The sequence below is a fragment of the Aquiflexum gelatinilyticum genome, assembly GCF_024741135.1.
Lineage (GTDB): Bacteria > Bacteroidota > Bacteroidia > Cytophagales > Cyclobacteriaceae > Cognataquiflexum > Cognataquiflexum gelatinilyticum.
The window spans coordinates 143,220-157,635 of sequence record NZ_JANSUY010000014.1; the positions used below are offsets into that span (position 1 = coordinate 143,220).

The 14,416-nt window shown below is 40.0% G+C and carries 13 protein-coding genes; 8 read left to right on the forward strand and 5 right to left on the reverse strand.

Annotated elements, in window-relative coordinates; all coding sequences use genetic code 11:
- Positions 1-175: 175 nt before the first annotated feature.
- Positions 176-790 (reverse strand): NADPH-dependent F420 reductase, encoded by a 615-nt coding sequence (locus tag NU887_RS15410; protein ID WP_258424270.1) that lies wholly within the window; start codon positions 788-790, stop codon positions 176-178.
- A gap of 354 nt (positions 791-1,144) precedes the next feature.
- Between NU887_RS15410 and NU887_RS15415 the strand changes: the two genes are divergently transcribed.
- The 3 genes from NU887_RS15415 (at position 1,145) to NU887_RS15425 (ending at position 3,093) form a co-directional block, all read left to right on the forward strand.
- Entirely contained in the window at positions 1,145-1,999 is an 855-nt protein-coding gene (locus tag NU887_RS15415; protein WP_258424271.1) for an alpha/beta hydrolase, read from the forward strand.
- Positions 2,000-2,485: 486 nt separating this feature from the next.
- Positions 2,486-2,800, forward strand: coding sequence for a hypothetical protein (locus NU887_RS15420; RefSeq protein ID WP_258424272.1), 315 nt, complete (start codon positions 2,486-2,488; stop codon positions 2,798-2,800).
- Entirely contained in the window at positions 2,797-3,093 is a 297-nt protein-coding gene (locus NU887_RS15425) for a hypothetical protein (RefSeq protein WP_258424273.1), read from the forward strand. Before NU887_RS15420 ends, NU887_RS15425 begins: the two co-directional genes overlap by 4 nt.
- A gap of 74 nt (positions 3,094-3,167) precedes the next feature.
- Here the strand turns inward: NU887_RS15425 and NU887_RS15430 are convergent, their stop codons facing one another.
- From NU887_RS15430 to NU887_RS15440, 3 genes are all read right to left on the reverse strand, one after another.
- The gene (locus tag NU887_RS15430) at positions 3,168-3,950 is read right to left on the reverse strand and encodes an RES family NAD+ phosphorylase (RefSeq protein WP_258424274.1); all 783 of its coding nucleotides are present in this window, start codon (positions 3,948-3,950) and stop codon (positions 3,168-3,170) included.
- Between the two features lie 365 nt (positions 3,951-4,315).
- Positions 4,316-4,693, reverse strand: a complete 378-nt coding sequence (locus NU887_RS15435; RefSeq protein WP_258424275.1) for a hypothetical protein — start codon at positions 4,691-4,693, stop codon at positions 4,316-4,318.
- A gap of 167 nt (positions 4,694-4,860) precedes the next feature.
- On the reverse strand, positions 4,861-7,809 hold the full coding sequence (locus NU887_RS15440; RefSeq protein WP_258424276.1) for a DNA polymerase III subunit alpha: 2,949 nt from the start codon (positions 7,807-7,809) through the stop codon (positions 4,861-4,863).
- A 405-nt stretch (positions 7,810-8,214) separates the two neighbouring features.
- On the opposite strand from NU887_RS15440, the gene NU887_RS15445 reads away from it, so the two are divergent.
- Positions 8,215-9,120 (forward strand): mechanosensitive ion channel family protein, encoded by a 906-nt coding sequence (locus NU887_RS15445; protein WP_258424277.1) that lies wholly within the window; start codon positions 8,215-8,217, stop codon positions 9,118-9,120.
- Positions 9,121-9,309: 189 nt separating this feature from the next.
- Here the strand turns inward: NU887_RS15445 and NU887_RS15450 are convergent, their stop codons facing one another.
- Positions 9,310-9,900, reverse strand: a complete 591-nt coding sequence (locus NU887_RS15450; RefSeq protein ID WP_258424325.1) for a carboxypeptidase-like regulatory domain-containing protein — start codon at positions 9,898-9,900, stop codon at positions 9,310-9,312.
- A gap of 195 nt (positions 9,901-10,095) precedes the next feature.
- On the opposite strand from NU887_RS15450, the gene NU887_RS15455 reads away from it, so the two are divergent.
- The 4 genes from NU887_RS15455 to NU887_RS15470 all read left to right on the forward strand — a co-directional run bounded on the left by NU887_RS15455 (position 10,096) and on the right by NU887_RS15470 (position 14,360).
- Entirely contained in the window at positions 10,096-10,479 is a 384-nt protein-coding gene (locus tag NU887_RS15455; protein ID WP_258424278.1) for an ArsR/SmtB family transcription factor, read from the forward strand.
- A 10-nt stretch (positions 10,480-10,489) separates the two neighbouring features.
- Entirely contained in the window at positions 10,490-11,185 is a 696-nt protein-coding gene (locus NU887_RS15460) for a YjjG family noncanonical pyrimidine nucleotidase (protein ID WP_258424279.1), read from the forward strand.
- A 216-nt stretch (positions 11,186-11,401) separates the two neighbouring features.
- Positions 11,402-13,036, forward strand: a complete 1,635-nt coding sequence (gene pruA, locus NU887_RS15465) for an L-glutamate gamma-semialdehyde dehydrogenase (RefSeq protein ID WP_258424280.1) — start codon at positions 11,402-11,404, stop codon at positions 13,034-13,036.
- Between the two features lie 217 nt (positions 13,037-13,253).
- Positions 13,254-14,360, forward strand: coding sequence for a DUF4221 family protein (locus tag NU887_RS15470; protein WP_258424281.1), 1,107 nt, complete (start codon positions 13,254-13,256; stop codon positions 14,358-14,360).
- Positions 14,361-14,416: the final 56 nt, after the last annotated feature.

Sequence of the window (14,416 nt, forward strand, 5' to 3'; positions counted from 1 at the left end):
AGGTTTCTAACTCAAAATTATTTTTTGACAAAATTTGGAAGAAAAAATGAAATACAAATTAGTAATCATGACTGCCAAATAACAAAATGAGAAGAGCTTTTTGAGGTGAAAAAAAATTTTCATTTTTTGAGAAAAACTGAACAAATCCAAGAAAATTGGAGTCAATTACTAAAGTTTAGACCGTGATCAGCTTAAAATGGTATTCTGTTTTTTCCTTTTTGTTGGCGGCGATTTTTTTGCTCAGATGAAAAAATGCTTCAAGCAAAAATGCACTTTCGGAAGTACCTGCATCGATCGCTCGAAAGCCCGATTTTTCGATCAGTTTTTTGACTTTCAGTTTTTCTGGTCCATCTTGGCCACAAAAGTAGGTTTCTTTGATCAGACCCAGTACATCCGAATTGGGATAATCTATACCAAGGTTATTAAATGCCTTGTAGATGTTTTTGCCACTCAAAAAATGCTGTATCAGAAAGTAGTTGCAGTCATATTCATTGCCAAAGGATGCATTGGTACAATCTATGACAGTTTTGTTTTCCAAATCGGACTCTGAAAGACATTCACAAAGTTGGGTCAGGTGTTCATTGTCGCAGCAAATCAGAATAAAATCAGAGCGAAGTACGGCTTCTCTGAATCCAAAAACTTTGTCAGCATGCATGCTGAGGATTTTCCATTCGATATCCTTGGCTACAAAATTTTCCCTAACGCCGAATATGACACTTGTGTCCGAAGAAAGAAATTTATTGCCCAATGCGGCGGCCAATTTGGTGGCGCCTAATATGCCTATTTTCATTTTGCTGTATTATCAAACTTTGAGAAGTGAAGATGAATACACCATATCCTTTCTAGGGCTTGATCGATATGGTCAGTATAATTGACTTAGATTATCGGAAAAAGGTGATTAAAACTTGGTATTGTTTTCCGAATCATGTGAAAATTAACATTTGAAAAAGAAATAACAAAATAAAATATTGAAATATAATATTTTATTCAAACAAAGGGGTTCAGAATTAATGTTGAGGTTACATTTATCCAAATTAATTACGGTATCTATTTGAAATTAAGATCGTGGAACATCTTCTTCCAAAATTTTAAACCCTGTACCCCGTTGTTTGTTATCTTTCTTGAATCAACCCATATGCCTTTTATGAAATTCTGTAACCGATATCTCCTTTTCACCATCCTAGCCATCTTTTCTTTTTCCTGTTCTTTCAAATCTGTTCAGCGAAGCAAAGGAATCACTTACATGGAAAATGAATCTTTGGGAAAACTTCCTGAAAAACAATTGAATGTATTTGCTCCCAAAAAGACGAATGAGAGTAGTCCGGTCCTGCTTTTCATCCACGGAGGAAGCTGGAATTCAGGCAATAAAGACATTTACAATTTTCTTGGATCGAGATTGGCAAGGAAAGGAATCGTATCGGTGATCATTGATTATCCGCTTAGCCCGGATTATCAGGTGCATGACATGGCCAAAGCTTCGGCACAGGCAGTCCGATGGACAAAGGAGAATATCAAAACCTATGGAGGCGATCCGGATGAAATCTTCGTAACTGGCCATTCCGCAGGAGGGCATTTGGCGAGTCTGATTTCGGTCCGTGATGAATATTTTGACACCTTGGGTGTGGAAAATCCCATAAAGGGAACAGTTTTGATAGATGCGGCGGGATTGGATATGTATTGGTTTTTGAAAGAAATGAATTATGCTCCGGGAACAGAATATCTTCGGGCATTCACAGATAACTCCCAAGTGTGGAAAGACACTTCTCCGATTTACTATTTGGATGAAAAAGATCCCCCGATGCTGATCATGATGGGAGGGAAGACTCTGCCTGGAATCGAAAAGACAACAGAAAGATTTTTGGAAGAATACAAAAAGATAAACCCTGAACCCAATTTTCACTTACAGAAAGGCAAAAAGCACAAGCCCATGATCGTACAGTTTATCTACAGCCCAAGCAAGGTTTACAAATGGATCGGGGATTTTATAGAGGAAAATTGATGGTGTAAAAGTTGTAAGTATGATTACAACAATTACCCATTTTAGGGAAAGGTGTAAATACGATTTCAATCCCCCGCATTCCAGTATTCCATCCTTTCGCAGCTGCTGACTTCGATGCTGTAGAAGTCAAATTCCTGCGTGACTTTGCCTTGGATCAGGTAGATGCCGCGGCCTTTGAAGGGATATTTGATTCAAGTCTTCAGACTTGGACCATGTCAATACAGTCTTTGGACTGCTTTTTAAGTAAAAAATCAGAAATATCTATAAATAGCATAAGAGGAATAATTCTAAAGGGATTCAGCAGATGGATTTGGGGAGTTTTTTAAGATGTTAAATCCATCAGCTTCCTGTAATGACAATGAACCAATTCAGAAAAATTTATATATTGAAATGGCAAAACTGAAATATCCTGGAGAAAATTGGTTTGGCCCGATCAACCTTAATAATTCGCATGTACGTACAGAGGAGTTTTAATTAGATTCAAACATGAAAACCAAAACAATTAGAATTTTAGCTTTTTCCTTTAACATAATAATTCTATGCCTCTTGATAGTTTCTTTGGAGAATATGCGTTACTTTTTAAAACACCTATTAAGTTTTAACTTTTATTTTTATGAAACCATTGTAATCCTTATTCGATTTTTAGGCTTAATCCATAGCATAATGTTCTTTATATTTTTCTTCAAGAAAGACCAAAAAATGGATGAATATGCATTTCTTGAAAAACGTGAAGGCATTTTAAAGCTTGAAATTGAGAATGAGAGTTTGAAAAAGGCGCTAAATGAAATCGAAAACAAATGAAAAACATCCCACAAATAATTGTTATAACGTTGTATTCAGGCATCATCTTGATTGTTATTTTCTTAATCAATGAATTTGAATTTCAAGACATGTATCGGGCATCGAACGTCACTTCTTTTACGATTCTTTGTTTGCTTGCATTCTATTCCTACATAATCAGAGAATTTTTGAGGGGAGATTTTTCTAAATTAGAAACGGAAGCGAAACGGATTAAAGAAGAAAACCTGATTCTCAAAAAGAAGATATCCACGTTGGCACTGGAAAAGGAACTAAGAAAGATAAAGGAACAGTAGCTTTGGGGGATTTGCAATAAATCTTCTCCCCAAAATGGCCGATAATTATCCCAGTGAACACCTAAATGCTTCTCTTATTTTTTTAGGCTATCAGGCATACCAATTTTACCTGCAGAAGCACTCAAAGCACTTTTCATTTCGGCATTATCAATCTCTGAAAGTATTGGGTCAGTCCAATCAAATATTCTCTTTAAATTTTTACAGAAACCATCCTCATCTGGTTCTTTCACCGGAAAAGCATAGTTAAATGAAGGTTTAATTTTTTCATTGTAAGGGAATTTTGTAGATGGAAATCTGACTCCATCTACCTCTGTGTTTTTCTTCAAGAAACTCATTAACAATTGTGGAATAATGTACTCAGGGTTGAAAGAATGATTATGTGGCGGAGCTGTTCTAAACAAACAGGCTACTGAAAATGGTAAATATGCAAAAAACCTTAATGCCGAAGGAATAAAATTGTCGGCTCTTAGTCCCCAAAGTACCGACTCAGGAAAATCGATAGTGATGACTTTAAAACTATCTTGATTTCTGAAATAGGAAACATAATATTGAGAAACATCCATACCATAAAAAATCTCTTTTTCGCAAAGTTCAATTGTATCTCCAAGGTACAAAGCGGGAACACCAGAAATACTGAATCTGTAGTTTCTGCATTTTCGCCTCTCCTGATATTTGATGTGGAACATATCTTCCTTTATCAAAGAGTTGATTTTTCCTTTGTCCAATGTTAAAGGTCTTATTCGAAAAAAATCTTTTACATCTAAACTTTGAAATGCATCAAAAGACATCTTGCCATTTTTGGAACTTTTATTTTCAGATGACGATGAAGTTCCATTTTCCTTTTTGTAACTCTCCATGAGTTCATTGAAATGATGGATCGCAGTTTCATCATCATCCCTTAGCTTACTTTCAATGACTATCAAGATTAATCGATAAATGCCTTCAAACGTGGATTTTATGTTCAATATATCTAATCTGAAATAGTCAAACTCGGAATCGCAAAAGCAATGAATTTCCTTGATGGTTTTCATATAAGTAAGTAAAAAATCATCTTTTTCATTCCCTGAATTAAAAGGAAAGGGAAATTTTATTTTGAATTTTTCCAAATCTATGATATAGACTTCGGTGGGTGTTGCCATTTTTTGTTGGTTTATGTTTTCAAATGTCTCAAACTGATTTCCCAAATAATTAGAGTATGTTAAGATGGTTGAAGGTCAATTAATTAACTGGTTTGGGGTGTTAATTCAATATTACTTAAAAAATCAAATTTTTCATTTCCCGGAATATCATCGCCTCTCCTCGCCTTAAAAAGGAAATGTTTATTTGAATGGATAATCTCATCTGAAACAGAATCATAAATGGATCCATTTATGATAAATTCAACTGTGTCATTTTTGCAATTTTGTAGATGAATGTCCTCCAATTTGATTTCGTGAGTTTGGAAACTATATTCATTGAAATAGCTAGGTTTAAATTTTGAAAATAGGTTATAATAATGTGCCCTTATTGCTAAAGTAAATTCCCAAATAAGTCCATTTTTGTTTTCCAATGAGTTGTAGATTTCCTTTGCTAATTTATTATATTCATGTGTATTGTCCATTTAAAATATTATTAGACCAATAGTATAAAAAATATTGATTAAATCAATAAAAAAGGTTTTTAATTTCCCTATTTCTTTTGATTCAATTCACCGGGATTCAATTTCAGTCTTAAATGGTTTAAATACACTTTTCGTGTGGTCCAAGTCTGGAGACTTGAACCATTCCCTCAATCCCCCGCATTCCAGTATTCCATCCTTTCGCAGCAGCTGACTTCGATGCTGTAGAAGTCAAATTCCTGCGCGACTTTGCCTTTGATCAGGTAGATGCCGCGGCCTTTGAAGGGATATTTTTTGACGACAGGAGGAAAATGAACCGTGTCGATCCAGTCTCCGTCCCGATCGACAAAGGTGCCAAAGTTCATCACCTCACCCTTGACTGTCCTTGTGTATTTGATGGTGACAAGGTAGCCGATGACCTGCACCGTTTTGCCCAGATGCAGTTTCATATCCTTTGCCTTGATGCTCGCCACAGACTGGTCTTTGACCAGCAGAAAGGGAGAATCAAGCGGGAACTCCAGGATTTCTATCTGATCGACGATCTCTTGCCGGATGTCGGCAGCTTCGAGTTCGGGAACCTGCAGTTCACGGAAACCTGATTTTTTGAACAGTTCGTTGCCGACGGCTACGGTTTTTCTTTTGTTCAGGATAAAATGCGCCTCCCAAAGCAGTTCCTGCTTACTCTTCCCTGTAAACCGAAAGCAGGCAATACGGATCAGGATCAGCGCCTGCTCCAGGCTGATTTCTACCCTTGCTATAAAGTCTGATAATCCCAGGTAAGGACCATTGACAGCTCTTTCCCGGAGGATTTTTTCGACAGAAGTCTTTTCGAGAAACTTCAGGTGGATAAACCCCAGGTAGACAGTCTTGCCTTTGATATTGGTCAGGTAGTCGCTTTCGTTGATGTGGGGTGCCTGTATGTCGGCGCCGTTCATGCGGAGCTCGTGGACATAAAACTCCGTATGGTAAAATCCCCCGAAGTTGTTGATTACCCCGACCATAAACTCCAGCGGAAAGTAGGCTTTGAGGTACAGGCTCTGATAACTTTCCACGGCAAAAGAAGCCGAGTGTCCTTTGGCAAAAGAGTATCCCGCAAAACTTTCGATCTGATACCAGACCTCTGCTGTGATTTTGGGGTCACGGCCAAGCTTTTCGCAGTTGATAAAAAACTGGTCATGGACATGCTTGAATTCTTCCTTGGAGCGTGACTTGCCGCTCATACCTCGACGCAGTACATCTGCTTCCGAGAGCGAAAGCCCTGCAAAATAGTGCGCCACCTTGATCACATCTTCCTGATAGACCATGATGCCATAAGTTTCGGGCATGATGTCCATCATTACCGGATGGGCGGTTTTGCGGCGCTCGGGATCCACATGCCGCAGGATATATTCACGCATCATGCCTGACCGCGCCACCCCCGGACGGATGATGGAACTGGCCGCTACGAGCTCTAGGTATTCGTCGGCCTTCATCTTGGCGAGCAGCATGCGCATGGCCGGTGACTCGACATAAAATGCCCCGATGGTATGTCCATCCCGCAGGTGTTCCTTGATTTTTGGATCTTTTTTGAATTTTTCCACCTCACGGATATCGACCTTGACGCCCTGATTTTGTTCGATGATTTGGATGGCACTCTTGATATGTCCGAGACCACGCTGACTGAGGATGTCAAACTTATACAGTCCTATGTCTTCCGCCACATGCATGTCAATATGGGCTAGGGGAAATCCCTTTGGCGGCATATCTGTTGCGGTGTAATAATGTATCGGTTTGTGGGAAATCAGAATGCCGCAGGCATGGATCGTCAGGTGGGAGGGCATGCCGTGGAGGACCTGACTGTATTTGATGATCAGCTTCCCGTACTGATCCGGGACATAGTCCGGCTTACCGGCATAGTAGATCAGGGATTCGATTTCTGTTTTGGGCAGGCCAAAGACTTTCCCAAGTTCGCGCAGCATGGAGTTGGATTGGAATGTACTGTACGAACCGAGTAAGGCGACATGCTCCTGATTTCCTTTGTTGTACTTCTCAAAAATATACGCCGTCACCTCGTCCCGGTCTGTCCAACTGAAGTCGATGTCAAAATCGGGAGGGTTTTCACGGTACAGGTTGATGAATCTCTCGAAGTACAGGTCCAACTCTATCGGGTCGACATCGGTGATGTAGAGACAGTAAGCGACGATGCTATTGGCCCCGCTGCCACGCCCTACATGGTAGAAGCCTTTGCTGTGGGCAAAGTTGACGATGTCGTAATTGATCAGAAAGTAGGAGACAAAACCTTTTTGCTGGATGAGTTCAAGTTCTTTTTCGATCCGCTTGCTGATCTCGGCCGTCAGGTCTGCATAGCGCATGAGGGCACCTTTGAATGTTTCCTGCCTGAGGTAGTCGTAATCTTCCCAGTCCGAACCGAGGATGTCCCGCCTGTTTTTGACGGCTTGGAAGTAAAAGGAAAACTGACAGGCTTCGAGCAGTTTCTGTGCATTGTACAGCAGGTAGCTGTGGCCTTCGCAGCGTGCGACCATATCGGCATAGCTGTAGAGCATGTCGCAGATTTCGCCCTGTTCTTCGGTTTCCAGCTTGCTGAGCAAGGTATTGCCATCGATCGCCCGGAGGAGGCGGTGGGCGTTGAATTCCAACTTGGAGCTGAATGTCGCAGGCTGCAGCAAGACGAGTTTGTCCTTGTACCTGAACCAAGGCGACTTCACGATTTTGTTGAGCTGATAAGGGTGTACGCCTACAAATTCATTTTCCCGCAGGGCAAAAAACTTCGTAGGCAAGGGATATACTATAAAGCTATTCTGAAAAGCGGGAGCCTTGGCATCAAAGGGAATTCCTTTGATGCGGTGGTGGGAGAGGTGTTTGTTGAGTTCGAAGAAGCCCTCTTGGTTTTTGGCAAGGCCGATGTATTGCTGTCGAACGCCGTTACGGAAGTCAATGCCGATGACGGGATGGATGCCTTTTTTCTGTGCTTCGCGGATAAAGGGAAACACGCCGGCAGTGGAGTTGATGTCGGTGAGAGCGAGGGAGTCGAGTTTTTTGCCTTTCGCTTCAGCGATCAGTGCTTCCACGGACATCGTCCCGTATTTAAAGCTGTAAAAGGAATGGCAGTTGATAAGCATATTTAAAGGGTACTTATTGATATTGGTTGATATATGCTAAAGCGATATAAGTTGATACCTACCGAAGGTAAGGCAGGCATGCCTTCAGCGATACTAAGTGATATAAGCTAAAGCGATATAGGTGGAAATATGCCTTCGGCGATATAGGTTTCAGTATCAATCCTGGTTTTTAACTTTTGATGTAATTACGACACATGACGGAGATGGCATCCAATTATTTACATCATTGTATTTTTTAAAATGTTTATTAAATAAACATTTATGTGTTTATAATGTAAACAAAAAGTAACTACATTAAAAAACGGAATGGGGGAAATTGTCAAAAAATGAAGTATGTACAATAAAGAAAAGTTTGGAGTTTGAAATATACCAAAGTAAGGTTAGTTTAGACAATCTGTAATTGCCATGGAGAACTACGTTGAATATTTGAACGACATTATTGCCTACGACATCAGATGGAATATTTATAAAACCATCCTTGTGATTTTGGTTTTGTGGCTGATCAAGAAAGGGGCTTATAAAATCATAGAAAGGGGAAATGATGTCGAAATCAAAAAGAAATTCCATTCCCGTAAGACAGTGGAATATGCACTTGTATTTATAGGTTTTTTGCTGATAGGAAATATTTGGATCATCAATTTTCAATCCATTACCACCTTTTTGGGTTTGTTGTCTGCGGGTATAGCGATTGCACTCAAGGATATTTTTGTCAACATCGCAGGATGGATTTTTATCTATTGGCGCAAGCCTTTTGATGTAGGTGACAGGATTCAGATAGGGGAATACAAAGGCGATGTGGTGGATTTGAGGTTGTTCCAATTTAGCTTGCTGGAAGTCGGCAATTGGGTCGACGGTGAACAAAGCACAGGCAGGATAGTCCATGTTCCCAATGGTAAAGTATTCATAGATCCCCAAGCCAATTACAGTCAGGGTTTTGATTATATCTGGAATGAGCAAAACATATATATCGGATTGGAATCTGATTACAAAAAAGCCTGTAGCCTGCTAAAGGAAATCATGAATGAGCTTCTTTCACCTGATTATAAGACAATTGAGGCTGATTTGAGGAGAGCGCAAAAGGAGCACTTTATTTCTTTTAGCCAATATACGCCGACTGTTTATACCAAAATCCAAGAGAGGGGTATTCAGCTTTCGCTCCGGTATTTGTGCAAACCAAGGAAAAGAAGGGTTTTTGAACATCAGATTACAGAGGCGATCATAGACAGATTCAGGGCAGAAAAAGACATCAGGATTGTATATCCTATTACTTCAATTTATTTGGAGAAAGGTAATAATAGTCTTGAAAATTGAATAAACAAGCCGCTCTGTTTGAGGCTATTTTGATTAGTAAGGAGATATTGATTGATACTGGATATTTGTAGATATTGGATTAGAAATTATCGTTTGGTGAGTTATTGTTCAAAAAATCAAACTATCAAAATTAAAAAAGGCTCAAAGTGATAAATTTTGAGCCTTTTGATTTTATTATGATCTTGCGTGTCAATCTTTTTTCTTCAGGTCACCCCTTTTGATGGATTGGATGAACTTTGACCAGGCAAATGGATCCATCAAAGTAAAGGGTCTTGGTCCATAGCGGTCCTGGATCTGCATTATCTGTCCCTGCTGGAAATACCTCATGTTTTCATTGCCTGAAGCAGGCATTGCTTCCGCGTACCTAAGAAGTGTCTCCGGACTCAGGTTACCTGTCCTGTCTATCGTCATAGGAGCTTCATAATTCATTGCGAGGACCTGTCTCTTGAAATCTTCTTCGGTGGGATAGGGCATGACTTCTATCTCTGATAAAGCAATCTCATCCACCTGCATGGTAAGGATCAGGGAAATTTTGTCGTCTTCGACCCTTTCTGGGACTTTAAAGGACTGTTTCCTTAAACCTATAAAGCTGAAAATCACGCTGTCACCTTCCAAAACCGGCATCGAAAAATAGCCATATCTGCCTGAACTCGTGCCACGTCCCTTTTTTGGAACATATACGTTGACTCCCGGTACTGCATCCGTACTGTCTGAATTGAGGATGATTCCGGAGAGTTGGATAACTTTCTTTTCTCTATCCTGGGCAAAACCGTCTTCAATCCCCAAAATGAAAAGGGTGAAAAATAGGAAAACAGCTATCGGGTTTACTTTAAATTTCAAGGTAATACAGTTTATCTTATTGGATTCGCTGAACCGAATTCAGACTAATTAGGTTTTCTAATTTGGGTATAATATTAGCCTATTTTAGTTTCATTTGCTTAATTTCGACCGGGTTTTATTCGTTAAATTTACTAAATGCGACTTAAAAATATCAGCTTAAGTTATGGAATGAGGATTTTTAAAGCACTTTCCGAAGAGCCGAGAGTCCGTATCCTTCATCTTTTGCTCCAAAACAAGGAACTGTCTATATCTGATCTAGAGCATATCCTGGACTTTACCCAGACAAAAACCAGTAGGCACTTGATATACCTCAAGAACTCGGGTTTGTTGGGGAGCAGGAGGGTGGACCAATGGATTTTTTACTATATCTTGGACGAAGCCCATGAAATCATCCAGCAGATTTTTAAGTTTATCCAAAAAGACCCCAATTTCAAACGAGATCAGGATGTCTACAATATCCTGCTTTCCAATCGGGAATTGGCCATCAATAAAATAGAGAATAACCCATACCGTAAATAGTATCTCCCATTTGAAAAAGTACCGACACATTTTCTTTGACTTGGACCATACCCTTTGGGATTATGATACCAATGTGCAAGAATCATTATCAGAGTTGTTTGAAATTTACCAGCTGATCTCAGTAGGGATTCCAAACTACCAGGCTTTCATTGACGCATTTTATCAGGTCAATTTCAAGCTGTGGGCATTGTATGACCTTGGCAAAATCGACAAAAAAAACTTAAGGGAAACCCGATTTAAACTCATATTTGAGAAAGCCGGAGTGTTGGGGGAACATGTTCCTAAAGATATGGAAGAGGATTTTATGCACAGGACTTCCTCCAAGCCGCATTTACTTCCCTATTCCAAAGAAATTTTGGATTATTTGAAACCGCATTACAAAATGCATATCATCACCAATGGCTTCAATGAAAGTCAGGCCAAGAAAATGCATTCTTCTGGTCTTACTCCCTACTTTGACTTGGTAGTGACTTCTGAAACCACCGGTCACAAAAAGCCTGACCCTCAGATTTTCCAATATGCCATGGATAAATTGTCAGTTACTGCGGCTGATTGTATCATGATAGGAGACAATCCCAATTCGGATATATTAGGAGCCATACGATCCAATATAGATCAGGTCTTTTTTGATCCACATGAAAAAGGTATCGAGCATCAGCCGACGCATACTATTCGGCATCTGAAGGAATTAGAAGGGCTATTGTGAGATTGTATCAAGTACCAAGATAAGGGAGATAAGAGGCCAGAACCACGTAATAGGATGTTTTTTTCAACAACCTGAGAACTCGACAACGCGAAGCAGACAACTATTACAAGAACTACAACATTTACAACTTTTCAACTTCCAATCCTCAATTTTGGCAGGTTTTCAGAAAGGGAGTACTTATCTTTGCCCAATCAGAAATTATAAACTCAAATAGATATGCTCAAAGGTTTTTTTAATGTTCCCAAGCCAGTCAACGAACCGGTAAAAAGTTATGCGCCGGGTTCCCCCGAAAGGATCGAACTTCAGCAGACACTAAAAGAATTCAGATCACAGCTTGTCGATGTTCCTATGTATATAGGAAGCGATGAGGTGAGGACAGGAATCAAAAAATCTATGTCTCCTCCCCATGACCACAAGCATTTATTGGGATTCTTCCATGAGGGAGATGCCTCTCATGTGGAGCAAGCGATCAATGCTGCTTTGGGAGCAAAAGAAGCTTGGGAATCCATGGAGTGGGAACAAAGAGCTGCTATTTTCCTCAAAGCAGCTGATCTATTGGCTGGACCCTATCGTGCCAAAATCAATGCGGCCACCATGTTGGGACAATCCAAAAATGCTTTTCAGGCAGAAATAGATGCCGCCTGTGAGTTCATTGATTTCCTTAGGTTCAATGTACAGTACATGTCCGAAATCTACGCACAGCAGCCTCCTGTTTCCGGTGCAGGAGTTTGGAACAGACTTGAGCAAAGACCGCTTGAGGGTTTTGTTTTTGCTTTGACACCTTTCAACTTTACCGCTATCGCAGGAAACCTACCAACAGCACCTGCGATGATGGGTAATACCGTAGTGTGGAAACCTGCTTACACCCAAATCTATTCAGCCAACGTATTGATGCAGGTTTTCAAGGAAGCAGGCGTGCCGGATGGCGTCATCAATTTGGTTTTTGTGGACGGCCCAACAGCCGGTAAGATCATTTTCAACCATCCTGATTTTGCAGGAATCCACTTTACCGGTTCTACCGGAGTATTCCAAAACATCTGGAAAACTATCGGAGAAAATATCTTCAAGTACAAATCTTATCCAAGAATCGTGGGTGAAACCGGTGGCAAAGACTTTGTCCTTGCTCACAAATCCGCACATGCCAAAGCAGTAGCCGTTGGGCTTTCAAGAGGAGCATTCGAATACCAAGGACAGAAATGTTCCGCTGCTTCACGCGCCTATATCCCCTCCAATATCTGGCCTGATGTTAAAAAATACCTTTTGGAAGATTTGGCTTCAATGAGCATGGGGCCGACTGAAGACTTTACAAACTTCATCAATGCGGTCATCGACGAGAAGTCTTTTGACAAAATCTCCAAGTATATTGATAATGCCAAGAATGCAGAAGGTGTTGAAATCATTGCTGGAGGGCACCATGATAAGTCTAAGGGATATTTTATCCAACCGACTGTTATTCTTACCAAAGATCCGATGTACACCACTATGTGTGAAGAAATCTTCGGTCCTGTTTTGACTATTTATGTATATCATGAGGAGCACTTTGAGGAAGCATTGGAGTTGGTCGATCAGACTTCGCCTTATGCTTTGACAGGAGCCGTATTCTCTCAGGATAGGTATGCGATCGAGTTGGCAACCAAAAAACTGAGAAATGCAGCAGGAAACTTCTACATTAATGACAAGCCGACAGGTGCGGTCGTGGGTCAACAGCCTTTTGGAGGTGCAAGGGCATCCGGTACCAATGACAAAGCCGGTTCCATGATCAATTTGCTGCGTTGGGTTTCTCCAAGAACCATTAAGGAAACGTTTGTATCCCCGGTGGACTATAGGTATCCGTTTTTGGGGAAAGATTGAGATAAGAAACGAGAGGCGAGAGCCGAGGAGCGAGAGAAAAGAGGCAATACAGAGAAAAGACCATTGGAGCATTTAGGCTTTGGTGGTCTTTTTTCTTTTAGAATTTTAAATTGTAAGGTTAATTGAAAGAAGGATACTTATGGAATTTTTCAAATAAATGATACCTAGGCTTGAAATAATTGGACAATAAATTAACTTCAAAGTTGAAAAATAAGTTATGGGTAAGTATTTCTTTTTTCTTTTGGCAGTTGTTTTTTCTTGTAATTCCAAGGAATCCAAATCTCCCGAATTCATATCCGGCGAGTTGACCGAATACATTTCAGATACCATTTACTTCGAAAAGGATGAATTCACAAAAAACCTCCCTGCCAAATTCGCTTACCTTGAAGAGAATGATAGCAGTTTCCTTTATGCATGGTATGACAAAAGGCTTTTGAAATACGGTTACCCCTCGGGCAAATTGATTTCGAGTACCAATTTTTTTGTAGAAGGTCCTGATGGGATCGGCTCTTTTATTTCGGGGAGTTTAATTACTGAAGATGGATTGTTTTTTATCTCAGATCAGAAAGAAATTGTTCATACAGATTTTGAAGGGAAAGTTATCAGCAGATTTCCTTTGCCTGCGGTGCCGGAGGAAAGGTTGGCCGCTAATTTTTCTGCGATGAATGGCAATGACATGACCTATGATCCTGCAACCAAGACCTTGCTTTTGGCTGATGTTCCATTTGTACTCAAAGAACCTAATATGAATTACCGGGATTGGTTATGGAAATTGGATACCCGTTCGGAAAATTTTGATTCTGTAGGCTTCAACTATCCCGAAAAATACAGGGAACTCTATGATGATCCTGAACTTGGGGTTTTTGCCCATTCCTTTATTATTGACCGCGATCTTTTTGTGGTCAATTTTCCTGCAAATGATTCCTTATTGATTTTAGATTCGGATAATGGTTTTTGGGTGGATGGACGAAGTTCCAAACCTTTGACTTTTGAAAAAGGTAAAACCGAACCTAGGGGAGAGTGGACAGTTTTTAATCCTAGTATGAAGACAAGTAGATACAAATTCACCCAATACGATCCTTATCGGAAGAGGTTGTTGAGGTATGTAAATATTGAAACAAAAGAATCAGATTTAGAAACTTACACGAATGAAAGCAGCTTTATTCTTTTGGACAGTGAGTTCGGAAAAGTTGCGGAGCTATTTTTTAACAATCAAAAGATCATACCTTCAGGATTTTTCACACCCAATGGATTTTATCTAAAATTGGCAGAACAGCAAAGCGATGATAGGGAAGGGTATGTAAGGATTGTTTTTGATTTTTGAGTAGGAGCAAAAAAGAGGTTGTGGTATTCAATTTTTTTCTTTAAGTCATTATTATT

Bases quoted from the DNA above. Each gene is read 5' to 3' on its own strand.
- pruA (WP_258424280.1), top strand. From the start codon at position 11,402: ATGCTCAAAGGTTTTTTTAATGTTCCCAAGCCAGTCAACGAACCGGTA.
- NU887_RS15455 (WP_258424278.1), top strand. From the start codon at position 10,096: ATGCGACTTAAAAATATCAGCTTAAGTTATGGAATGAGGATTTTTAAA.
- NU887_RS15425 (WP_258424273.1), top strand. From the start codon at position 2,797: ATGAAAAACATCCCACAAATAATTGTTATAACGTTGTATTCAGGCATC.
- NU887_RS15435 (WP_258424275.1), bottom strand. From the start codon at position 4,693: ATGGACAATACACATGAATATAATAAATTAGCAAAGGAAATCTACAAC.
- NU887_RS15410 (WP_258424270.1), bottom strand. From the start codon at position 790: ATGAAAATAGGCATATTAGGCGCCACCAAATTGGCCGCCGCATTGGGC.
- NU887_RS15415 (WP_258424271.1), top strand. From the start codon at position 1,145: ATGAAATTCTGTAACCGATATCTCCTTTTCACCATCCTAGCCATCTTT.
- NU887_RS15445 (WP_258424277.1), top strand. From the start codon at position 8,215: ATGGAGAACTACGTTGAATATTTGAACGACATTATTGCCTACGACATC.
- NU887_RS15470 (WP_258424281.1), top strand. From the start codon at position 13,254: ATGGGTAAGTATTTCTTTTTTCTTTTGGCAGTTGTTTTTTCTTGTAAT.
- NU887_RS15440 (WP_258424276.1), bottom strand. From the start codon at position 7,809: ATGCTTATCAACTGCCATTCCTTTTACAGCTTTAAATACGGGACGATG.
- NU887_RS15430 (WP_258424274.1), bottom strand. From the start codon at position 3,950: ATGGAGAGTTACAAAAAGGAAAATGGAACTTCATCGTCATCTGAAAAT.
- NU887_RS15420 (WP_258424272.1), top strand. From the start codon at position 2,486: ATGAAAACCAAAACAATTAGAATTTTAGCTTTTTCCTTTAACATAATA.